The sequence below is a fragment of the Acinetobacter sp. RG5 genome, assembly GCF_031844265.1.
Lineage (GTDB): Bacteria > Pseudomonadota > Gammaproteobacteria > Pseudomonadales > Moraxellaceae > Acinetobacter.
On the sequence record NZ_JAUZUV010000003.1, the window covers coordinates 99,717 to 121,484 of the forward strand.

17 protein-coding genes and 2 tRNA genes are annotated in these 21,768 nt (G+C 44.8%); 9 read left to right on the top strand and 10 right to left on the bottom strand.

What is annotated here, in order from left to right; all coding sequences use genetic code 11:
* Positions 1 to 288: 288 nt before the first annotated feature.
* The 5 genes from Q9R21_RS04575 to Q9R21_RS04595 form a co-directional block, all read right to left on the bottom strand.
* The gene (locus tag Q9R21_RS04575; protein WP_311203806.1) at positions 289 to 1,671 is read right to left on the bottom strand and encodes an AAA family ATPase; all 1,383 of its coding nucleotides are present in this window, start codon (positions 1,669 to 1,671) and stop codon (positions 289 to 291) included.
* 41 nt (positions 1,672 to 1,712) lie between these two features.
* The gene (locus Q9R21_RS04580) at positions 1,713 to 3,215 is read right to left on the bottom strand and encodes a UvrD-helicase domain-containing protein (RefSeq protein WP_311203807.1); all 1,503 of its coding nucleotides are present in this window, start codon (positions 3,213 to 3,215) and stop codon (positions 1,713 to 1,715) included.
* Between the two features lie 15 nt (positions 3,216 to 3,230).
* Positions 3,231 to 4,013, bottom strand: a complete 783-nt coding sequence (hisIE, locus tag Q9R21_RS04585) for a bifunctional phosphoribosyl-AMP cyclohydrolase/phosphoribosyl-ATP diphosphatase HisIE (protein ID WP_311203808.1) — start codon at positions 4,011 to 4,013, stop codon at positions 3,231 to 3,233.
* Between the two features lie 543 nt (positions 4,014 to 4,556).
* Entirely contained in the window at positions 4,557 to 5,444 is an 888-nt protein-coding gene (locus tag Q9R21_RS04590; protein ID WP_004644933.1) for an SDR family NAD(P)-dependent oxidoreductase, read from the bottom strand.
* Positions 5,445 to 5,738: 294 nt separating this feature from the next.
* Entirely contained in the window at positions 5,739 to 7,016 is a 1,278-nt protein-coding gene (locus Q9R21_RS04595; RefSeq protein WP_311203809.1) for an aminotransferase class I/II-fold pyridoxal phosphate-dependent enzyme, read from the bottom strand.
* 308 nt (positions 7,017 to 7,324) lie between these two features.
* Here Q9R21_RS04595 and ettA point away from each other — a divergent pair, with 308 nt between their 5' ends.
* A complete protein-coding gene (gene ettA / locus Q9R21_RS04600) occupies positions 7,325 to 8,986 on the top strand; it encodes an energy-dependent translational throttle protein EttA (RefSeq protein WP_004281122.1) in 1,662 nt (553 codons plus the stop codon).
* 77 nt (positions 8,987 to 9,063) lie between these two features.
* Here ettA and Q9R21_RS04605 read toward each other — a convergent pair whose 3' ends face one another.
* From Q9R21_RS04605 to Q9R21_RS04625, 5 genes are all read right to left on the bottom strand, one after another.
* Entirely contained in the window at positions 9,064 to 9,405 is a 342-nt protein-coding gene (locus Q9R21_RS04605; RefSeq protein ID WP_004281123.1) for a membrane protein, read from the bottom strand.
* Positions 9,406 to 9,562: 157 nt separating this feature from the next.
* A tRNA-Glu gene (locus tag Q9R21_RS04610) sits at positions 9,563 to 9,638 on the bottom strand.
* A 38-nt stretch (positions 9,639 to 9,676) separates the two neighbouring features.
* Positions 9,677 to 9,752, bottom strand: a tRNA-Ala gene (locus tag Q9R21_RS04615).
* A 57-nt stretch (positions 9,753 to 9,809) separates the two neighbouring features.
* On the bottom strand, positions 9,810 to 11,318 hold the full coding sequence (gene gltX / locus Q9R21_RS04620) for a glutamate--tRNA ligase (protein ID WP_311203810.1): 1,509 nt from the start codon (positions 11,316 to 11,318) through the stop codon (positions 9,810 to 9,812).
* A gap of 127 nt (positions 11,319 to 11,445) precedes the next feature.
* Positions 11,446 to 11,748 carry a hypothetical protein gene (locus Q9R21_RS04625; RefSeq protein ID WP_004281126.1) on the bottom strand — a complete coding sequence of 101 codons (303 nt, stop codon included), beginning with the start codon at positions 11,746 to 11,748 and terminating at the stop codon, positions 11,446 to 11,448.
* 393 nt (positions 11,749 to 12,141) lie between these two features.
* Here Q9R21_RS04625 and Q9R21_RS04630 point away from each other — a divergent pair, with 393 nt between their 5' ends.
* The 8 genes from Q9R21_RS04630 (at position 12,142) to mraY (ending at position 21,726) form a co-directional block, all read left to right on the top strand.
* Positions 12,142 to 13,143, top strand: a complete 1,002-nt coding sequence (locus tag Q9R21_RS04630; protein WP_311203811.1) for a sulfate ABC transporter substrate-binding protein — start codon at positions 12,142 to 12,144, stop codon at positions 13,141 to 13,143.
* A gap of 244 nt (positions 13,144 to 13,387) precedes the next feature.
* Positions 13,388 to 14,407 (top strand): sulfate ABC transporter substrate-binding protein, encoded by a 1,020-nt coding sequence (locus Q9R21_RS04635; protein ID WP_311203812.1) that lies wholly within the window; start codon positions 13,388 to 13,390, stop codon positions 14,405 to 14,407.
* A 185-nt stretch (positions 14,408 to 14,592) separates the two neighbouring features.
* A complete protein-coding gene (gene rsmH, locus Q9R21_RS04640; protein ID WP_085064331.1) occupies positions 14,593 to 15,504 on the top strand; it encodes a 16S rRNA (cytosine(1402)-N(4))-methyltransferase RsmH in 912 nt (303 codons plus the stop codon).
* Between the two features lie 76 nt (positions 15,505 to 15,580).
* A complete protein-coding gene (gene ftsL, locus Q9R21_RS04645; RefSeq protein ID WP_370940785.1) occupies positions 15,581 to 15,847 on the top strand; it encodes a cell division protein FtsL in 267 nt (88 codons plus the stop codon).
* A gap of 15 nt (positions 15,848 to 15,862) precedes the next feature.
* On the top strand, positions 15,863 to 17,686 hold the full coding sequence (ftsI, locus tag Q9R21_RS04650; protein ID WP_311203813.1) for a penicillin-binding protein PBP3: 1,824 nt from the start codon (positions 15,863 to 15,865) through the stop codon (positions 17,684 to 17,686).
* A gap of 11 nt (positions 17,687 to 17,697) precedes the next feature.
* Positions 17,698 to 19,194 (top strand): UDP-N-acetylmuramoyl-L-alanyl-D-glutamate--2,6-diaminopimelate ligase, encoded by a 1,497-nt coding sequence (locus Q9R21_RS04655; RefSeq protein WP_311203814.1) that lies wholly within the window; start codon positions 17,698 to 17,700, stop codon positions 19,192 to 19,194.
* Positions 19,195 to 19,203: 9 nt separating this feature from the next.
* Positions 19,204 to 20,607: a UDP-N-acetylmuramoyl-tripeptide--D-alanyl-D-alanine ligase gene (gene murF / locus Q9R21_RS04660; protein ID WP_311203815.1), complete on the top strand. Its 1,404-nt coding sequence runs from the start codon at positions 19,204 to 19,206 to the stop codon at positions 20,605 to 20,607.
* Positions 20,608 to 21,726, top strand: a complete 1,119-nt coding sequence (mraY, locus tag Q9R21_RS04665) for a phospho-N-acetylmuramoyl-pentapeptide-transferase (RefSeq protein WP_004644946.1) — start codon at positions 20,608 to 20,610, stop codon at positions 21,724 to 21,726.
* The last annotated feature ends 42 nt before the right edge of the window (positions 21,727 to 21,768 follow it).

Below are 21,768 nucleotides of genomic sequence, written 5' to 3' on the forward strand. Positions count from 1 at the left end.
ACGATAGCAAATTCCGATTTTACAATGAAATTCGCAAATAAAACCGATCATATTACAGGATAACAACAACATCAACGTTTTTATGTAGAACTTATAAATTATACGCCGGCTCGGATTTAACAGGCGCTGCATGCTTAAACAGATCATCCAGAAGTGACCGAAAATTAAGATTAAATTGCAGGCATTGATTGTAAATTTGACTCAAAACAGTTCAATCCTAGCAAAACAGAATGCTGAAAAAGGCTTCCTTGTTTACTCAAACAATCGCGCTTATTTTTTTGAATCTGTTTAGAGCGACTGAGGTAGCGTCGGATGATACTCCTGAGTCAGTAGGGCTAGCAGTTCCTGCTGTTGTTCCGGATTTAACTGTTGCTGAATCATTTGCAATACTGCAAGCGGTGTGACGGGTTCGGTGACCGTTTCCAGTAAAGTATCTTCGGGCGAGATATCTTTATTTCGCTGCAATTCCAGCTCTGCGTAGATCTGATCAAACTGGGTTTTCATACTTTCAAGGTGAATGGGGTGCAGCTGTTTATTTTCCAGTTTCAGACATTGAAAAGCGTGTGCCTGTTCCAGTAATTCAGGCCGGTTGCCGGTCGCAATGATTTGCAAGTTAGGAAAAGCCTGATGCAGGCGTGATAGGATCACTGCTGCCATCTCCTGATCCAGTTGATGATCAATTGCATCAATCAGTAAAATACCTGTACCTTCCTGACAAGGGAATAAACTGTTGGGATTCAACAGACAAAGACGCCGCACAATATCGCCCACCAGCGCAATCCAGTTGCGGATACTGTTAGGCAGTTGCTGGAAAGTGAAGGTTTGTTGCTGATAGGTCACCATCAGTTGCAGCTTGGGCTGGTATTTTAAATATATCTGGCTGACTTCTGGCATGATCAGCGACAGGGTCTGTTTTAAAGCGGTGAGATTTGGTGCATGCAGATGTGCCTGGGCTTTCTCGATCTGCCGAGCCAGTTCATCTCCTCGGATATTCTCAGGCTGCTGCAAGGCACGCGCCAAAATCTGGTCCATAATCTTGGCACTTTGCGCATTTTCAATATCACTGATTTCACGAAACCATTCAAAAAAACGAGCAAAGGTGGTGAAAGGAATCGCAGCTATTTCATAAGCATGTGCAGACTGGAGAATGGCCGGGTTATTTTTGCTGAGCAGATTGACTTCATTGGTAAAACGTTCAGCAGGATAATAGACAATCAGGGGTAAGCCGAGCAGGGGATCGTGCAAGCGGGCTTTGTGATACAGGCTGAGCACGCTTTCAAGCTGTGAGGTTTCTGCTTTGCTAAATCCTAGACCCTGACTGTTTAGGGTCTTGTAGATTTGCCATGAACAGCTTTGTAGCTGGGTAGGCTCAGACTGACTGGATTCTGGCAAGCTGCCCATATCTTCAGGAAAACCGATCCGGATATCAATTTTGGATTGCAGCCGGTTTTGCATGATGTCCTGATCTTGCATCACCAGACCCGCGGCACGGCTGTCGCGATAACGCGCTGCAAACCAGGTCAGTGCCTGATAGCTAAAACGTAAAAGCGTAGTTTTGCCAGTTCCCTGATTGCCCAGAATCAAGGTGACCGGGCATTGCGGATAATTAAACTGGAGCTGAATGTCGGAAAAATGCAAGGTATGTTTCAGTTGAAGCGCTTGGATGTGCATAGATCACCTGTCCTATGAGGTTTACATCCATGCCATGCACCTTAACCGACTGCCTGCCGAAGCGACTGCGGCATTTTGATCTTCAGTTGCTGAATCAGGTCATAAATGTGATGAATATTTAAACTCACTTTAGCACGTGTACAGGCCACGTAAAGTAATCTTAATTCTTCATCACTAATTTTATGGTCTTTTTCATTGAGCTTAAACTGATAGTCATCTTCAATATGAACCCGATCCCACTCTAGGCCTTTGGCCTTGTGCGCCGTGGAAATAATATAATCAGCCTGGGCAATTGGTGTGATTTTAGCCAGAGCTTTTTTCAGCGGATCGGTGCCATGTTCGTCCACCAGTTTGACCAGTGGCTTGATGTCACTGCCTTCATTGGTTTCACAGTATTCATGGACATCATGCCAGGAGTTAAACCAGGCCAGTTCCGGTACATCAACCACACGTTTGCCCTGTTTCAGCATGGCGGCCGCATCGACAAAACGATTCAGTTTGACGTGATCGGCTTGCAGACTGACTTTATCCCCACGAACTAAACCTGCTAATAACAGTTCCATGGCGCGGGCATTAGTCCGGCATAAAATTGCATCCCGCATTTTGGTATGCGGTTTATTCACGACTTTAGAATCTAACAACGGATTGCCGAGTAAAGGCACAGTTTCATTTAAGGCACCTAAAATGGCATTGGCATTCAGGGCAACTTCAGGACCGAAACGAAATGAGGTGGTCAGACGTGATTCAGGTAAAGGTAGTTGCTGCATGGCATTCACTGCACCACGCCAGGCATAAATCTGCTGATGCGCATCTCCGACATAGATCACCTGGGTGCTGCGCTGTTTCAGCAAAATTCCCAGCATTAAGGGATCGGCATCCTGAGCTTCATCGAACAGCACATAGTCGGCCGGGATATTCGGTTCAGACAACGCCCAGAGTTTCAGGTAAATGTCATGACCAATGCCTGCCTGATGATTTGGATCAATCGACTCTAGCCAGCGTCGTTCGACTGCCGGATAAAGTTTCTTCTGTAAAGTCTCGATATCATCCGGATGCAACCAGCTCGGCGCCTGGATATGCCGTGGGGCAGGGTATTGCGAACTGGTCGAGCAGAAATAACCAACAGCATTGGCGACCAAGCTTGCCAGACGCGAAGGCATCAAGACATATTTTTCATAACGCCCACCCATCATGCGGCGCATGGTCATCGGTTCAAGCCGGTATTCTTTGGCAATAAAACTTGGACTCAAGCGTGGCAAGCGCAGTTTGTCGGTGACTCCACGTGGAACACTGCGAAACGCCAGTGAGTGAAAAGTACGGCAATCGACACCCCGGTGAAACTTGGCTTGCGCTTCACTGGCAATGGCCTTGTTAAAAGCCAGATACATGCCACGTCTTTGCGGCATGGCATCACTGATCATTTGCAAGGTAGTGGTTTTACCTGTGCCAGCATAGGCAATGACTTTAAAGGATTTGCCCAGACGTGCGTTATCAATGGCAGTGGCCTGCTCATAGGTCGCGGTCGGTTTTTTTAAATCAGACACAGATGAATTCAAGGCTTAATGCTGACGGTTGGCTTTTTCAACCAGGCCGGACAAGCCTTGGCGACGAGCCAGTTCATTTAATACCAATTGCACATCCAAGTCGAAATAGCCGAGCATGACGATAGTATGGAACCAAAGATCTGCCACTTCATAGATCAGATCATTTTTATGGTCTGCGGAAGCATCTTGGTCAAAGTCTTTGGCTGCTAGCACGGTTTCAAAGCTTTCTTCACCGACTTTTTCCAGAATCTTGTTCAGGCCTTTATGGTAGAGCTTGGCCACATAAGAGGAGTCCGGATCGGCCTGTTTGCGTTCTGCCATCATTTGACCCAGATAAGACAGGACTTCGACCTGCTCAGATTGAGCGGTTGAGGCTTCCATCGCCAGCGTATGCGGATTTGTCGATTTTTCGCCATAAATCGCAGATGGATCTTTCAACTGTGCATCGACAATTTCCCAGCCATTTGGTGTGAGCTTGCGATAGAAGCATGATTCACGGCCGGTATGGCAGGCAATGCCGCCATGCTGTTCAATTTGCAGCACAATCACGTCGGCATCACAGTCCAGACGGATTTCATGTACGGTCTGAAAATGTCCTGATTCTTCGCCCTTATGCCATAACTTACTGCGTGAACGAGAGAAATACACTGCCTGATTTTTTTCGGCAGTTAAAGCCAAGGCTTCACGGTTCATCCAGGCCACCATCAACACACGTCCGCTTTGATGATGCTGGGCAATGGCAGGGACTAATCCTTGATCGTTAAATTTTACTTCATCGAGCCATTGCGCGTTGTTCATAAGGGTTTCCATCATTTCAATCAAAATATAAAAATACGGATAGGAAATATCCGCTGATAGTGTACGTGATCTCGCAGCATTTGCGACAAAAATCTGTGTTGATCAGGACAGACTGTGTCGTGTGTTATCCAGATTGATCTGCTTTTACCCAGATATTTTAAATCTGAGACATTAAAAATCAGCCCTGTGTGCTAATGCTGATCAGTTAAAGAATTTAGAAATAGACTCTTTAACTTTTTAGTCGTTCACGACGGAGTCTTAGCGTTTTAAATCAAATATTTGTAAATCATTTGTTACTTTGGTTTCGCCCAAAGTAACCAAAGGCATTTGTCATCCGCAAAACTCGTCAGCCACCATCCACTAGTAAATTTATCGCAGAAATAATCATTTTTTAATGTAGTCCTGCCTCAAACAGTTGCGGATGACTTTTCTACCTATCAAATATAATCTTGAATTTAAAAAGAAAATGCCAGTCAATTATTTAACTGACTGGCATTAGCCCTGTAGGCGGCTTGTATTTCTAGGAAATTATCCCAGTAAAAATTACCAGTGTTCGCCCGGGAACAAACGCGCATATGCTTTTTGCACTAAGTTCAGTTTTTGCGGTTGACCCACAGATGCAGTTGAACTTGGGAACAGGTTATAGCCAATCGACATCAAGACATTGTTGATATCCGGTGCAATTGAATAGGTAATGGAAGCCAGACGGCCCAAACCGGTCGCCACTTTCTTCGGACGTTTCACAATCGCATAGGCAATCAGGTCAGCCGCCTGTTCCGGAGAAAGCGTCGGTACATATTTATAGATTTTGGTCGGCGCAATCATCGGGGTGCGCACCAAAGGCATATAGATCGACGTGATTGCGATTTTATGCGAATGCACTTCTGCAGACAGGCAGCGGCTAAAGGCGTCCAGCGCAGCTTTTGATGCGACATAGGCCGAAAAACGGGTAGCATTCGCCAGTACGCCAATCGAACTAATGTTAATAATGTGACCTGCACGACGAATCATCATTTGCGGCAGGATATTCATCACCAGACGCACCGCGCCGAAATAGTTCAGCTGCATGGTCCGTTCAAAATCATGAAAACGATCTACTGACTCGTGTACCGCACGGCGAATCGAACGACCTGCATTATTGATCAGAATATCAATATGATCGACTGAGGCAATAATCTGTTTGGAAACTTCATCAATTGCTTCCATATTGTTTAAATCACATGGAAAGATTGAGGCTTTGCCGCCTTTAGCTTCAATTTCTGATTTTACTTGTTCTAGGGTTTCCTGAGTACGGGCTACCAGTAAAACATGGGCACCTGCATCAGCCAGTTGATGTGCTGTCGTTAAACCAATACCGCTGGATGCACCGGTAATCAGGACGGTTTTACCTGCAACACGTTTTTCCAGTTGTTTGTGTAGTCTAGTTTTCACGTTTGTTATCCCTAATTTGAAGTCAGCGTTCAAATTATTTTTATTAAAGATCTATAGCGCTCTAATAGAAGATGAGAGCGAAGGTGAGTCCAGATATGATAACCAATTCTTCAAGAAAATCTATAAATTAAACTATTGAAATTAAAATAAAAATTAGAGTAATTGCTCTATTTGTGTTCACTCTTTCATTTAACTTTTAACATGAAAATAAAAAGTAAAGCAAGTGGCTGTTTTAGAAAATAAATAAAAAAACCTCACCAAAATGATGAGGTTTCGAAGCGGCTCGGGCACTTTTTAAACGGCCGCCAGCGCCTGTTCCAGATCGGCAATCAGGTCATCACTATGTTCAATCCCAATAGATAAACGCACCATATCCTCACTGACGCCTGCCGATTTTAACTCTTCGGCATTGAGCTGACGATGCGTAGTAGTCGCCGGATGGCAGGCCAGACTTTTAGCGTCGCCGATATTGACCAGACGTGTAAACAGTTGCAGGGCATCAATAAAACGTGTGCCGCCTTCGAGACCATGTTCTACCCCAAAGGTCAGAATGGCAGACGGTTTACCTTTCACATATTTCTGTGCCAAGGCATGCTGTGGGTGATCTTTCAGGCCGGCGTAATTAACCCATTTCACTTTAGGATGTTTTTGCAGATATTCAGCGACTTTCAGTGCGTTTTCGGTATGACGTTCCATACGCAAGCTTAAAGTTTCCAGACCTTGCAGAATCAGAAACACATTCTGCGGGCTGATCGCAGCGCCGGTATTACGCAGTGGCACTACGCGCGCACGGGCGATATAAGCTGCTTCTCCCAAAACTTCGACATAGTTCACGCCATGGTAGCTTGGGTCAGGCGTATTCAGGGCAGGGAAACGTTCAGGGTATTTACCCCACGGGAATTTACCGCTATCCACAATAATGCCGCCAATTGAATTGCCATGACCGCCGATATATTTGGTCAGAGAATGCACGATAATATCTGCGCCGAAATCGAAAGATTTTTGAAGTACTGGGGTGGCAACAGTATTATCGACAATGACCGGCACGCCATATTCGTGCGCAATTTTAGAGATTTCTTCCAGATCAATAATATTACCCAGCGGGTTACCAATCGATTCCACAAAAACCAGTTTGGTTTTTTCATCAATCAAGTCATGCAGACTTTCCGGTTGTTCATAATCAAAGAAACGGACTTCAATACCCTGTTTGGGCAGGGTGTGCGCAAAAAGATTATAGGTACCTCCGTAAAGCGTTGACACAGAAGCAATGTTGTCACCCGCTTCCGCAATGGTCTGAATCGCATAAGTAATCGCAGCCATGCCAGAGGCCAAAGCCAGCGCGCCAATTCCACCTTCCAGTGCTGCGACACGTTGTTCCAGAACCGCAGTGGTCGGGTTCATAATTCGGGTATAGATATTGCCCTGAACCTTTAAATCAAAGAGATCGGCCCCATGTTGAGTATTGTCAAAGGCATAAGACGTGGTTTGGTAAATCGGCACTGCCACAGCTTTGGTGGTTGCTTCTGGGGTATAACCTGCATGAATCGCAAGGGTTTCTGCTTTATAACTCATTCTGTTTGATCTTCTTGTTTAAGTTTATGGCTTGAGTGTAGCATTTTCACATATGAGTAAAAGTGCAATTTTATTGAAATAAATATATGAAATATTCATATATCGACCTGGATTTGAGTCGTTTATTTTACTGAAAACAACTGTTTAAAAAAACATCATCAATAAACTTGTAACAATGCATTGAAGTTCATGGCAATGGCTTATGTTTTCGCAGCTTTCTGCGTATAATAGCCGATTATTTTTTCGCTCATTTTTGAGCTGGGGTGGTTGTTTTAACCCCATTTGGTTTTTCAGTTGAGGAGTCCTACGTGGCCCAATATATTTACACGATGAACCGAGTGTCGAAGATGGTTCCGCCTAAGCGCGAAATCCTGAAAGACATCTCCTTATCATTTTTCCCAGGCGCTAAAATTGGTGTGCTTGGTTTAAACGGTGCAGGTAAATCTACCTTGCTTCGTATTATGGCGGGCGTAGATAAAGATTTCTCTGGTGAGGCACGTGCGCAACCGGGTACAAAAATCGGTTATCTTGAGCAAGAACCACCTTTAGATGAAACCAAAGACGTTCGTGGTAACGTTGAAGATGGTTTACGTGAACCTCTTGATGCTTTAGCGCGTCTGGATGAAGTCTTTGCTGAATATGCAGCAGAAGATGCAGATTTCGATGCACTTGCGAAAGAGCAAGAGAAGCTTGAAGCGATTATCCAGACTTGGGATGCGCATAACCTTGCCAACCAGATGGATCAAGCGGCTGCAGCATTGAACCTGCCTGCTTGGGATGCAGATGTATCTAAGCTTTCAGGTGGTGAGCGCCGCCGTGTGGCACTTTGCCGTTTACTTCTGTCTAAACCAGACATGTTGCTTCTCGATGAACCGACGAACCATTTAGATGCTTCTTCTGTATCTTGGTTGGAACGTTTCTTGAAAGACTTCCCGGGTACCATCGTCGCTATTACGCATGACCGTTACTTCTTGGATAACGTTGCTGAATGGATTCTGGAGCTTGACCGTGGTATGGGCATTCCGTATCAAGGTAACTACTCTTCTTGGCTTGAGCAGAAAAATGCCCGTTTAGAGCAAGAGAACAAGCAGGAAGAATCTTTTGCTAAAGCATTGAAAAAAGAACTTGAATGGGTTCGTTCTAATGCCAAAGGTCAGCAAAAGAAAAACAAAGCGCGTATGGAGCGTTTTGAAGAGCTTAACTCGCGCGAATTCCAGCAACGTAACGAAACTTCTGAAATCTACATTCCACCTGGCCCACGTCTGGGCAACAAGGTTGTAGAAGTTGAAGGCATCAGTAAATCGTTTGGTGATCGCTTACTGTACAAAGATTTAACGTTCACAGTACCACCTGCTGCAATTGTGGGTATCGTGGGTGAGAACGGTGCGGGTAAAACCACGCTATTCCGTATGATGACTGGCGAACAGCAACCAGATACCGGTACGGTAACGCTGGGTGAATCGGTTAAAGTGGCTTATGTCGGTCAGATCCGTGACACCTTAGATAACAACAAAACCGTTTGGGAAGAAGTGTCTGGTGGTTTAGATATCTTGAAGATTGGTGATTACGAAATCGCATCTCGTGCGTATATCGGTCGCTTTAACTTTAAAGGCCAAGATCAGCAAAAGCGCGTAGGTCAATTGTCAGGTGGTGAGCGTAACCGTTTACAACTTGCGAAAATCCTGCAAATGGGTGCAAACGTGATCTTGCTGGATGAACCATCGAACGACTTGGACATCGAAACCTTGCGTGCACTTGAGGATGCCATTCTGGTATTCCCGGGTACTGTGATGGTGATCTCGCATGACCGTTGGTTCCTGGATCGTATTGCAACGCACATCTTGTCATTTGAAGGTGAAACCCCTGAATTCTTCACTGGTAACTATGCTGAGTTTGAAGAATATCGCCGTAAGCGTGATGGTGATGATCTTGTAGCGAAGCGTCAAAAATATCGCAAAATCGGTGTTTAATCATCTCCGACTTTTGTAAATAAAAAAACCAGCCTCAGGGCTGGTTTTTTTATGTTTATTATATGGTGGAGGGTAAATTAGATTTCCCACTCATGATTACATTCACGGCATTTCCATTTCTTTTGTGTTTGCATGAATGCCTGCATTGAAATTTTAAAATCAGGTAGATCTTTATAGAACATAAAACCTGCGATCAAAGAAAGAATAAAGACGATCACAGTCGCAGTCTGTAAAGTGGTACCTGCACCATCGCCAAAAATCCACATCGCGATGCTAATAATGACCAGTAATAATAACAGGAACAGGGCAGGGACCAGAAACATTAAGCTTTTAGGAACCACTGGACGTGGAGCTGCTTGACCTGGCTGGGCCACTGGCATGATTTTCGGGCTTTGACACTTAGGGCAACGATATTGCATTACAACTCCAAAATTCTAAATTACTGATTATTTTATCGGAAGATGCGAAGAAACCGAAATATTGCCCAACATAAAATATACAGGCAATAAAAAACCCAAGTCGCAATGCTTGGGTTTTTTATAAGATGACAACAATATATTATGGTCATCTTGAATATGGCGTCCCTACGGGGATTCGAACCCCGGTTACCGCCGTGAAAGGGCGATGTCCTAGGCCTCTAGACGATAGGGACAATTGAGGCAAATAACACAGCTAAAGCAAGACTTGATTTGGTGGAGTCAAGGAGGATCGAACTCCTGACCTCTACAATGCCATTGTAGCGCTCTACCAACTGAGCTATGACCCCAGTCTGTGTGAGCGCTATATTAGGGATATCGCGCTCACACGTCAACACAAAAATTAATTAAGCTTGATCAACTGCTTCATTTTTCGGCAACTTTAAGCTTTCATTGAGTTTTTCCCAGATTTTCAGCTCTTTTTTGCTTGGACCACCGACAATTTCCAGCGCATGACGTAAACGTGCAAAGGTTAAATCAGGACCAATGGTCACCATCGTTTGCATCACTGGTGTAGATGCAGTCGAACCGGCGATCGCAATAAAGAACGCAGGCATGAAGTCGCGCAACTTGATTTCCATTTGCGTCGCCAGGTCCATCAAGGTCTGGCTCACTGTGTCGTTATTCCAGGTGAACAGGCTTTCTAAACGCCAAATTGCGAATTGAAGACTTTGACGTACCTGTTCATCCGACAGTTTCTTGCTTTCAAACTGTTCTTTAGACAGGGTCGGGAAATGGTTAAAATAATGTGCCGACCAATTTACCGCTTCAGACAGCAGGTTAATACGCGGTTGAATCGCAGCTGCAATTTCTTCTAACTTGGCACGATCCGCTTTCCAGGCCAATAAGGTATCTAGAAGTTCAGCCGGGCTGAGTGCCTTGATCCATTGACCATTTAACCAGTTCAATTTCTCAACATCAAAGATCGGACCACCGAGGGATACACGTTTGATATCAAAATGTTCAATCATTTCAGCCAAAGTGAATTTTTCACTTTCATCTGGCATTGACCAGCCCATACGACCCAAGTAGTTCAACAAGGCTTCAGGCAGTACACCGATGTCTCTGTAATAGTTAATTGAGGTCGGGTTTTTACGTTTAGACAGCTTAGATTTATCCGGGTTACGCAGCAGTGGCATGTGGCAGAGTACCGGCATGTCCCAACCGAAATATTGATACAGCAACTGATGTTTCGGCGCAGATGGAATCCATTCTTCACCACGAATTACGTGGGTGATTTGCATCAAATGATCATCTACTACGTTAGCCAAGTGGTAGGTTGGTAGGCCATCGGTTTTCAGCAGGATTTGCATGTCTACTTGCGCCCATGGAATTTCCACTTCGCCACGCAGCATGTCATTGAATTTACATACACCTTCAGTCGGTACTTTCATGCGAATCACATGTGGTTCACCAGCGGCCAAACGACGCTCCACTTCTTCTTGAGAAAGATTCAGACTGCGACCGTCATAACGTGGTGACTCACCACGTGCCTGCTGTTCTGCACGCATTTGATCCAGTTCTTCTGCAGTTGCGAAACAGTAGAAGGCATGGCCTTTCTCTACCAGTTCCAAGGCATAATTTTTATAGATATCCATACGTTCTGACTGGCGGTACGGCGCATGTGGGCCACCGACATCAGGACCTTCAGACCAGTTTAGACCCAGCCAGCGTAATGAATCCAGGATCATTTTTTCAGATTCAGGCGTTGAACGCAGTTGGTCAGTATCTTCAATACGAAGAATGAATTCACCGCCATGCTGTTTAGCAAAACATAAGTTAAACAAGGCGATATAGGCAGTACCTACATGCGGAAAACCAGTAGGAGAAGGTGCAATACGAGTACGAACAGTCATAGCCGGATCTAATCTTAGATATAAAATTGCAGCTATTATAGCGAAAAAGCCACATCACTTAATGCTTTATTCAACATTGAATGATGTGGCTTTTAAATCCGGGAATATTCAGCGCTGTTGATGCTGATTAAGAATGAGCACTCGAAAAAATACTTTGGACAAAGCGGGTGAAGCGGTAATTCTGTTCTGCAAAGAAATTTTGCGAAGGTGCGACTTTAAATGCAGTCAAGACTTTTAGATTATCTTCTGTTTGAAGTGTTTTTTCAGTTTTTTGTTGCTGAATCGCTTTTTCAATCGGCGAAGTCTTGCTTTCAACAGTGCTTACTGTAGGCTTCGGCAAGTCTGTCTTCACAACGACGGCATGACCGAGTTGAATCGAGAACAACATAATCAGGCTTAGGATGCTGGCTGTGAATAATGTAAATTTCATATCCAAACTTCCTCCTTACTTCTGGTTGGTTTTATTTTGTTAAAAATGTTTTTTTAATACTCTGTCTACAATTTAATCACAGTTGATCATAAAGAAGTAGAACCAAGTCACATTTTTTACAAAAGAAATAATATAACTCTGTGGAAAATTACCAAAAATCGTAATTTCCTGTTTTGGTGGCCTATTTTTAACAGACAACTGTGAAGAGAACGTGAAGAACTGTCTTATATTGTAGCAGAAGATTACTTTTCTAGCAGAATATGTATCCGGATTTAATTGTTAGAAGATATCTCAAAATCAGAAATAGATTGTAGATATTGTTATAAATATATGATTGTTATGTTTATTTTTGATTTGTATAGTGCAGGTCATATAAACAATGAGTTATATCAAATGAAAAAAATAATAGCATCCGCAATCTTGACAATTATAGTGGGAACAGCAGTACAGAATTCCATTGCCAAAGATTTCCTGAATGTCTCTTATGACCCGACCCGTGAATTTTATCAGGAATATAACGAAGAATTTGGCAAATTTTGGAAGCAGAAAACCGGACAAACGGTTAATTTTAAACAGTCGCATGGTGGCTCAGGCAAGCAGGCGCGTTCAGTGGTCGATGGTTTGCAGGCCGATGTGGTGACTTTGGCTTTGGCCAATGATATCGAAGAAATCGTCAATGCAGGTTTAATCGCGAAAGGCTGGCAAAAAGAGTTTCCGAGTAATTCGGCACCTTATACGTCTACGATTGTATTCTTGGTGCGTAAAGGGAATCCAAAGCAAATCAAAGACTGGAATGATCTGACCAAAGCGGGTGTGGACATTATTACCCCAAACCCGAAAACCGGTGGTGCACCTCGTTGGATCTACCTGTCTGCTTGGGGTTATGCACTGAAACAACCGGGCGGTAATGATGCGAAAGCCAGAGAGCTGGTGAAAAAACTTTATCAAAATGTCAAAGTACTCGACTCCGGTGCGCGTGGTTCACTGACGACGTTTGCCGAGCGCGGTATTGGTGATGTGCTTTTATCCTGGGAAAATGAAGCCTTGCTGGCGACCCAAGGTCTGGGTAAAGATAAGTACGATATCGTCTATCCATCCATTTCAATTCTGGCCGAGCCATCGGTAGCGATTGTCGATAAGAACGTGAATAAAAATGGTAATACCCATCTGGCAAAAGGCTATTTGAACTATTTATATTCACCGAAAGGGCAGGAGCTTGCTGCGAAATATTTCTTCCGTCCGCGGGATGCCAAAGTCGCTAACAAATATTCGGCTCAGTTCCCGAAAATCCAGACCTTTACCATTGATAAAGTCTTTGGTGGTTGGGCCAAAGCGCAAAAAACACATTTTGTGAATGGGGCGATTTATGACCAGATTTATAATGAAAAAAGATAAGTAAGCGGTAGTCTAAATAAAATAAAGAAAATGGCTAAAGTGTTATCCATTTTCTTTATATCTAATGCATAAAATTCTATATATTAGATATAAGTAGAATAATAAATAGTATTTTCCTTTTAAAAACAAAATATTAATACAGAAAAACCTTTTATTTTATCGTGTTGTGATGTTGTAGGGTGAATTGCGATAAATGATTTTATTTCATATAGTTATATCTAATGAAGATAAACTCTGTGCTGCCATGAAAATTCAATTAAAATCGTTATTTAGTGCTGCCTTATTGGCGACTGGTTTAGGCATGACCGCGACTGCTTCACAAGCAGCAGACCGTCAGTTTCTGAATGTATCCTATGATGCCACGCGTGAGTTCTATGATGAATTTAACAAATCATTTGGCGCTTACTGGAAAAACCGCACCGGTCTGGATGTGAATTTCAAGCAGTCACATGGCGGTTCGGGTAAACAGGCACGTTCTGTGGTCGATGGTCTGAAAGGTGATGTGGTGACTTTGGCGCTGGCCAACGACATCGAAGAAATTGTGAAATCTGGTCAGATTCAGCCGGGCTGGCAAAAGGAATTCCCACATAACTCGGCACCTTATACCTCGACGATCGTATTCATGGTACGTAAAGGTAATCCGAAAGGTATCAAGGACTGGAATGACTTGACCAAACCAGGCGTACAAATTATTACGCCGAACCCGAAAACGGGTGGTTTGCCGCGTTGGGTGTATCTGTCTGCATGGGGTTATGCCGAGAAACAGCCAAGCGGTAATAAAGCCAAAGCACAGGAATTTGTCGGCAAGCTTTATAAGAACGTGAAAGTGATGGATTCTGCTGCCCGTGCTTCAATGACCACCTTTGCCGAGCGTGGGATTGGCGATGTATTGCTGACTTGGGAAAATGAAGCCTTGGTCACGCAAAAGACCTTAGGTAAAAACAAGTTTGATATCGTCTATCCATCAATTACGATTTTGACTGAACCGTCAGTGGCGATTGTGGATCGTACCGTGGAGAAAAATGGCAATAAATGGTTGGCAACAGGTTATATCAATTACCTGTATTCACCATTGGGTCAGGAAATGGCAGCTAAACATTTCTATCGTCCGCGTAATGAAAAAGTATTAGCCAAATATTCGGCGCAGTTCCCGAAAATCAAAACCTTTACCATTGATGAAGTCTTTGGTGGCTGGGCCAATGCACAGAAAACCCATTTTGTGAATGGTGCAATCTTTGACCAGATTTATAACAGCAAACGTTAATTGATCTGCGAAGTCATCTGGATTGAAAAAAGCCTCCGGTTTTTGGAGGCTTTTTTGTATGAGAAAAATGCTAAAACGGTTTTCTCTATGGAAAGTAATATTTATCTACAAAAAGTCGTTTGGAGCTTTGTCTAAACAGGGTGATAATGTGCAGTTAAATTTTTCCCCCTATTGATTGAGTTTTTATGTCACATATTTCTGTATTACTTCACGAAACGATTGATGCCTTGTTGGCGGGTCGCAATACGGGAACTTATGTGGATGGGACCTTTGGCCGTGGTGGACATACGCGTTTATTGCTGTCCAAATTAGATGAAAATGCACGCGTCTATGCCTTTGATAAAGATCCACAAGCACTGGCTGTAGCAGCTGAACTCGAACAAGAAGATTCACGTTTTAAAATTATCCATGCCAGCTTTGCTGATCTGAAAGATGCCTTGGCTGAACTGGGCATTGAACAGGTTGATGGGGTGATGGCGGATCTTGGTGTTTCTTCACCGCAGCTGGATCAGGCTGAACGTGGTTTCAGTTTTATGAAAGATGGCCCGCTGGATATGCGCATGGATAACTCGCAAGGTCCAACTGCAGCAGAATGGCTGACCCAGATTGAAGAAGAAGCGTTGGCGAATATCATTTTTAAATATGGTGAAGAGCGTTATAGTCGCCGTATTGCCAAAGCGATTAAAGCTGCTGGATATATTGATACCACGGCAAAGCTGGCTGAGATTGTAAAAGTAGCACACCCGAAATGGGAAAAAAATAAGCATGCTGCGACCCGTACTTTCCAGGCGATTCGTATTGCTATTAATAAGGAATTAGAAGATATTGAAATCTTCTTGCCTCAGGCCGTTGAAATCTTGAAACCTGAAGCACGTTTGGCGGTGATTAGCTTCCATTCACTGGAAGACCGTTTGATTAAACAATTTATTCAAAAAGAGTCAACGCTTGAAGAGGATTCAGGCTGGGGAATGCCACAACAACAGAAAGATACGCGACGTTTAAAGAAAGTTTCTCGTGTTAAAGCCAGTGATGAGGAGGTCAAAGCCAATCCTCGTTCACGTAGCGCATGGCTCCGGGTAGCAGAACGTTTAGCTTAATAGGCAGATCATGAAAACGGAAGTGGTTGATAAAAAAACAGAAAAATTGTGGCTGAAAAAAGTTACAATCTATCTCATGCTGATACTGATGGTCTTCATCAGTGCAGTATTTGTGGTATTTCAGGTATTTGAATACCGTCAGGATAACAGAAAGCTGAGTACCTATCTGCGTGAAAGGGATGACCTGAATGCAGAGTGGGGGCGTTTGCTGATTGAGCAGCAAACTTTTGGCGCGACGGCACAGATCGGTACGCGTGCAGTGACACAGCTGCGTATGTATTCACCTCCGGTTTCACAAAGTGTCGTGATTTCCTTACCACAAACTTCAGATGAGAAAAAATAAGGCTAGCGTTCCGACATGGTAGACAAGAGAAAGAAGCAACCGGTACGTAAAAAACAATCGGTCACCGACAAAAATGCCTCAAATGTTTATATCAATCGTTTTTACATCATGTGGGCGGTGGTGCTGCTGTGTTTCGTGACACTGATTTGCCGTGCTTTCTATGTACAGATTATTAATAAAGATTTTTTGCAAAATAAAGCCAATGCCAATATTTTAAGAACCAATACCATCAAGGCGATGCGTGGCGTAATTTATGATCGTAATGGCATTCCATTGGCGATCAGTACCCCAATCATGAAAATTGTGATTGATCCACGTGATTATTTTGACAATAAAAAACTTTATGATGAAACCATGCTGGCGCTGGAAAAAGAGCCGAATAGCCGTAAACTGAAACGTCAGTTACCGGATAAAAACCTGAATCTGGATGAGCTGGCGGATGCAGTCGGTATGGATCGGGCAGAATTGCGCAAAAAAATGCAAGAACGTCCGCGTTCACGTTATCTGATCCTGAAAAAAGAAGTTCCGCCACAACAGGCCGAACTGATCATGAAGCGTAATTTTCAGGGCGTATATACCGAGAAAAACTATAAGCGCTATTATCCGCAGCCACAGCCGAACTCTCAGATTATTGGCCTGACCAATAGCGAAGGCAGCGGCATTGAAGGTCTGGAAATGCAGCTGAATAGCCGTCTTTCCGGAAAGGATGGCGAACAGCAGATCATTCGCGATAAAAAAGGTAACCGGGTCAAAGAACCGGAAGTGATTAAAGAAGTTGAACCGGGCGAAAATATTACCTTAAGTATCGACTCGCGTCTGCAATATATCATGTACCGTGAGCTGACTGCGGCCGGAGTTGCCAATAATGCCCGTTCAGCGACTGCGATTGCGGTAGATGTCAAAACCGGTGAAATTCTGGCGCTGTCATCATGGCCATCCTATAACCCGAATGATAAAAACAGCCTGCTCAATAAGGATGCCATGCGTAACCGCGGTGCAGTCGATTCTTTCGAGCCGGGCTCGACCATGAAGCCGCTCACTGTAGCGATGGCCTTGGAAAGTGGCAAATATACGGCGAATTCAGTCGTGAATACCACACCGGGCAGTATGCGGGTTGGTAATCATACCATTCGTGATACGCATAACTATGGTCAGTTGACACTCGGCGGCATTCTACAGAAATCCTCTAACGTTGGTGTGGCAAAACTGGCCTTATCGTTGCCGTATGAAACCTTACCAACCTTCTATAAACGTCTGGGTTTTGGTCAGCGTTCAGCGGTGAAATTCCCGGGTGAAAGTGCCGGTTTGATTCTTCCACCAAGCAAATGGAATGTATCAGAAGTGGCGACTATGTCCTATGGTTATGGTCTGAACGCGACGGTACTTCAGCTAGCTGATGCCTATGCCATGCTGGCCAATAAAGGCGTGAAAATGCCGCTGAGCCTGTACAAGCTGGAAGAACAGCCGCAGGGTGAGCAGATGATTGATGCCAATATTGCCGATCAGGTCCTGCTGATGATGGAAACCGCAACCTTGCCAGGTGGTACGGCGACTCGCGCTACCATCCCAGGTTATCGCGTAGCCGGTAAAACCGGTACTGCACATAAATTGCGTGCCGACCGTAAAGGTTATTCGACCAATGAATACCGTGCATTATTTGCCGGCGTGGCACCAGTCAGTGATCCACGGATCGCCATGGTGGTGGTGGTAGAAAATCCACAAGGCACCTACTATGGCGGTACGGTATCTGCACCAGTCTTTGCCCGCGTGATGCAGGAATCCTTGCGTCTGCTGAATGTCCCTCTGGACAAACCTTTAGAACCTCCCAAAGTCCAGTAAATAGGTGATCAATGTCTATTACATTTCAAGATCTCTACACCCCTCACGATGTCGCTGACTGGATGAAGCAATCCTTTCAGGGCTTCGAGCTGGATAGTCGTAAAGTTAAACCGGGACAAATTTTTATTGCCCTGACCAGCCTGTCACAGTCAGAAAAAACCGTGCAATTCGCCCAGAAAGCTTTAGAGCACGGTGCATTGGCCGTGATTTCAGAAACTGAACTGGATGTATCTCCCAATTTGGTGGTGACAGATGTACGTCATCTAATGGGGCAATGGCAAAAGCAGTATTTACAAGCAACCCAACCCGTTACGGCTGCGCGTATTCTTGCAGTCACCGGCACCAATGGTAAAACCACGATTTCTCGCTTGGTGGCTGAATTCATCATGCTGCAAGGCAAAGCTTGTGCAGTGATGGGTACCACAGGTAATGGGATTTTGCCAAATCTGGAAGCATCGTCGCATACCACCCTGGATGCCTTGCAACTGCAAAATGCCTTGCATGGCTATGCACAGGCCGGTGCAGAATTTGCCTCGATTGAAGCCAGTTCGCATGGTCTGGAACAAGGCCGCTTGAATGGTTGTGATATCGAGATTGCGGGTTACAGCAATTTGAGTCGTGATCATCTGGATTATCACGGTACGTTACAAGCTTATGCAGAAGCAAAGTCAGGTTTATTCCGTTTTGAATCGTTAAAAGTGGCTGTCATCAATATCGATGATGAACATGCACAGATCATGCTGGATGCTGCACAAACTAATCCGGCACAGCCTAAAATTTTGACTTATTCCACCAAGCAAAAAGCGGATTATCAGGTTCAGGATATTCAGTACAGCATTTCAGGTGCGACCTTTAAACTAAAAACTGCTTCTGCTGAATATATGGTTAACAGTCCATTGCTGGGCCATTTCAATATTGAAAATCTGGTCGCCAGTCTGATTATGGTGGAGCAGGCTGGGTTTGACCTGAACAGTTTGATTGCGTCTGTACCACAGCTCAAAGGTGCGCCCGGTCGGATGCAGGTGCTGCGTGATGGAGAGCGCCTGTTTGTGGTGGATTATGCCCATACCCCGGATGCCCTGACTCAGGTTCTGGTGACCTTGAAACGTCATGTTTCACAAAATCTCTGGGCAGTCTTCGGCTGTGGTGGCGACCGTGACCGTGGTAAACGTCCACTGATGACTCTGGCAGCATTGGAGGGTTCAGATATCGCAGTACTCACTTCTGATAACCCAAGAACCGAAGATCCGGCACAAATTTTTGCTGATATGAAAAATGATATCGACTTTTCCGGCAAAATCTATCATGAAATTCATGACCGTCGTGAAGCGATCAAGTTTGCGGTTAAACACGCACAGGCGGGTGATATTGTCGTGATTGCAGGGAAGGGGCACGAAAATTATCAGGAAATTGATGGCGTACGTCACTGGTTTGATGACGTGATCGAAGTGCAAGCTGCGATTGATGCTCAGCATTGCAACACAGATTCAGCCTATTCAGCGCATTAGGATTCAGATATGCATACCTCAACAACAAGTACTGCGGCGCTGGAGCCGTGGAGCATAGAACAATTACAGCAGGCTACTCAAGGCTACTGGTTGAATGATAAAAAGCCTGCAGGTCAGATCAAGCGGATTTTGACTGATTCACGTGATGCAGAAGCAGGTGATGCTTTTCTGGCGCTGAAAGGAGAGCGTTTTGACGCGCATGACTTTATTGCGCAAGTGGCGGCTCAAGGTTGTGAAATTGCCATTGTCAGCCGTCCGGTGGATGCTGATATTTGCCAGTTGGTGGTAGAAGATACCCGTCTGGCACTTGGACAGTTAGGTGCTTATCGCCGTCAGCAGAATCCTCAACTCAAAGTCATTGCCTTGACCGGCAGTAGTGGCAAGACCACGACTAAAGAAATGCTGGGAAGCATTCTGTCGCGTCTGGCACCGACCTTGGTGACACGTGGTAATTTGAATAATGACCTTGGTGTGCCGGTAATGTTGCTGGAGCTACGTCCTGAACATCAATATGCAGTCATGGAGCTCGGTGCAAGTCATCAGGGTGAAATTGATTACACTTCAAAAATGGTGCAGCCGCATGTGGCGGGGATCATTAATATCGGGACTGCGCATTTAGGTGAATTTGGCGGTCGTGACGGGATTTGCCGCGCGAAATCCGAGATTTATGCGCATATCTCTGAAACCTCAATTATTCCTGCTGCAGATGATTTTGCTGAAGTCATTCGTGCCGCAGTAAGAACTGAAAAAAGCTTAAGTTTTGGTGCTGGTGGTGAAGTCTATGCCAGCGATGTAGTACTTGAAGCTCAATCTTCAAGCTTTACCCTGAATACAGCACAAGGCTCCAAAACAGTTCAGTTGCCGTTTGCCGGTGAGCATAATGTTGAAAATGCGACCGCAGCAGCAGCTTTTGCCCTGGCGATCGGTATTGGTCTGGATGATATCGTGGCCGGTCTGGAACAGGCCGTGGGTGCGAAAGGTCGTCTGAACTTTATTCCGTACAAAGACTATTTATTTATTGACGACACCTACAATGCCAATCCGGGTTCGATGCGTGCAGCGGCTGAAGTTCTGGCGCAGCAGCAGGGCATCCGGGTGATGGTCACCGGCGATATTGGTGAACTCGGTTCATCTGCCGCAATCGAGCATTACAAGCTCGGTCGGGATCTGGTCTCGGTGAAAGGCATTAATTTTGTGGTGGCTGTAGGTGAATTTGCGCCTGCCGCACAAGAAGGTGCTCGTAGTACACAATATGGTAAAAAAATGCAGGCTTTCCTGAATCAGGAGCAGGCATTACCGTTTTTAATTCGTTTGATTGAAACACATCAACCTCAGCCGATGTCATTCCTGTTTAAAGGGTCGCGTTTTACCCATATGGAAACATTGATGGCTGCATTGATGGAGAAACTCTAAATGCTGTTATGGCTCTTTGAACATTTGGCGGGCTTTGACAGCACGTTTCAGGTGGTTCGTTATTTAACTTTACGTGCTTTGCTCAGTGTCTTGACGGCATTGACCATCGGTCTGGTGCTCGGTCCTGTAATGATTCGCAAGCTTCAGGCGCTGAAATATGGTCAGGCAGTCAGCTCGTATGCCCCTGAAAACCATGCTAAGAAAATGGGCACGCCGACCATGGGCGGGGTGCTGATCCTGCTTTCGATTGGTATCTCAACTCTACTCTGGGCAGATCTTTCCAATCCTTATGTCTGGATTGTGCTGGGTGTGATGGTGATTTTCGGTGCCGTTGGCTGGGCCGATGACTGGATTAAAATCCGTTATAAAGACAATGCGGGTTTGCCTGCGAAGAAAAAATTCTTCTGGACTTCAGTTGGTTCTTTGGGTGCTGGTATTGCTTTGTATGTCATTGCACAGCAACAGACCAATCCGGTGCATACCGCGAATATGCTGGATCTGCTGATTCCATTCTTTAAAGACCTAAGCATTCCATTGTCGATGATCCCGTTGGGTATTGGCTTCATTATTTTCACTTACTTCGTGATTAATGGCGCATCCAATGCCGTGAACTTGACTGATGGTCTGGATGGTCTGGCGATTATGCCAATCGTGCTGGTTGCTACGGGTCTGGGCGTATTTGCCTATCTGGCCGGTGATGTGCGCTTTGCCAATTATCTGCATATTCCTTATGTGAAATATTCGTCTGAACTGGTGGTGGTCTGTGCTGCCATGATCGGAGCAGGTCTGGCTTTCCTTTGGTATAATGCCCATCCGGCTCAAGTATTTATGGGTGATGTCGGTGCTTTATCTCTTGGTGCGATGCTGGGTACGATTGCCGTCATGGTTCGTCAGGAAATCGTATTTGCGATTATGGCCGGTGTCTTTGTGGTGGAAGCGGTTTCAGTCTTCCTGCAGATTGGTTCATTAAGAATGCGCAATAAGCGTGTATTCCTGATGGCGCCGCTACATCATCATTATGAAAAGAAAGGCTGGCGTGAAACCCAAGTGGTGATCCGTTTCTGGATTATTACGATTATGCTGGTAGTTTTGGGTCTAATGACCTTAAAATTGCGTTAAGAAATGCATGAGAAAAAGTCGGCGCATGCCGGCTTTTTTGTT

Coding starts and splice junctions, on each gene's coding strand:
- Q9R21_RS04575 (WP_311203806.1), bottom strand. CDS start 1,671: ATGCACATCCAAGCGCTTCAACTGAAACATACCTTGCATTTTTCCGAC.
- hisIE (WP_311203808.1), bottom strand. CDS start 4,013: ATGAACAACGCGCAATGGCTCGATGAAGTAAAATTTAACGATCAAGGA.
- Q9R21_RS04595 (WP_311203809.1), bottom strand. CDS start 7,016: ATGAGTTATAAAGCAGAAACCCTTGCGATTCATGCAGGTTATACCCCA.
- Q9R21_RS04605 (WP_004281123.1), bottom strand. CDS start 9,405: ATGCAATATCGTTGCCCTAAGTGTCAAAGCCCGAAAATCATGCCAGTG.
- gltX (WP_311203810.1), bottom strand. CDS start 11,318: ATGACTGTTCGTACTCGTATTGCACCTTCTCCTACTGGTTTTCCGCAT.
- Q9R21_RS04625 (WP_004281126.1), bottom strand. CDS start 11,748: ATGAAATTTACATTATTCACAGCCAGCATCCTAAGCCTGATTATGTTG.
- Q9R21_RS04630 (WP_311203811.1), top strand. CDS start 12,142: ATGAAAAAAATAATAGCATCCGCAATCTTGACAATTATAGTGGGAACA.
- Q9R21_RS04635 (WP_311203812.1), top strand. CDS start 13,388: ATGAAAATTCAATTAAAATCGTTATTTAGTGCTGCCTTATTGGCGACT.
- rsmH (WP_085064331.1), top strand. CDS start 14,593: ATGTCACATATTTCTGTATTACTTCACGAAACGATTGATGCCTTGTTG.
- ftsL (WP_370940785.1), top strand. CDS start 15,581: ATGCTGATACTGATGGTCTTCATCAGTGCAGTATTTGTGGTATTTCAG.
- ftsI (WP_311203813.1), top strand. CDS start 15,863: ATGGTAGACAAGAGAAAGAAGCAACCGGTACGTAAAAAACAATCGGTC.
- Q9R21_RS04655 (WP_311203814.1), top strand. CDS start 17,698: ATGTCTATTACATTTCAAGATCTCTACACCCCTCACGATGTCGCTGAC.
- murF (WP_311203815.1), top strand. CDS start 19,204: ATGCATACCTCAACAACAAGTACTGCGGCGCTGGAGCCGTGGAGCATA.
- mraY (WP_004644946.1), top strand. CDS start 20,608: ATGCTGTTATGGCTCTTTGAACATTTGGCGGGCTTTGACAGCACGTTT.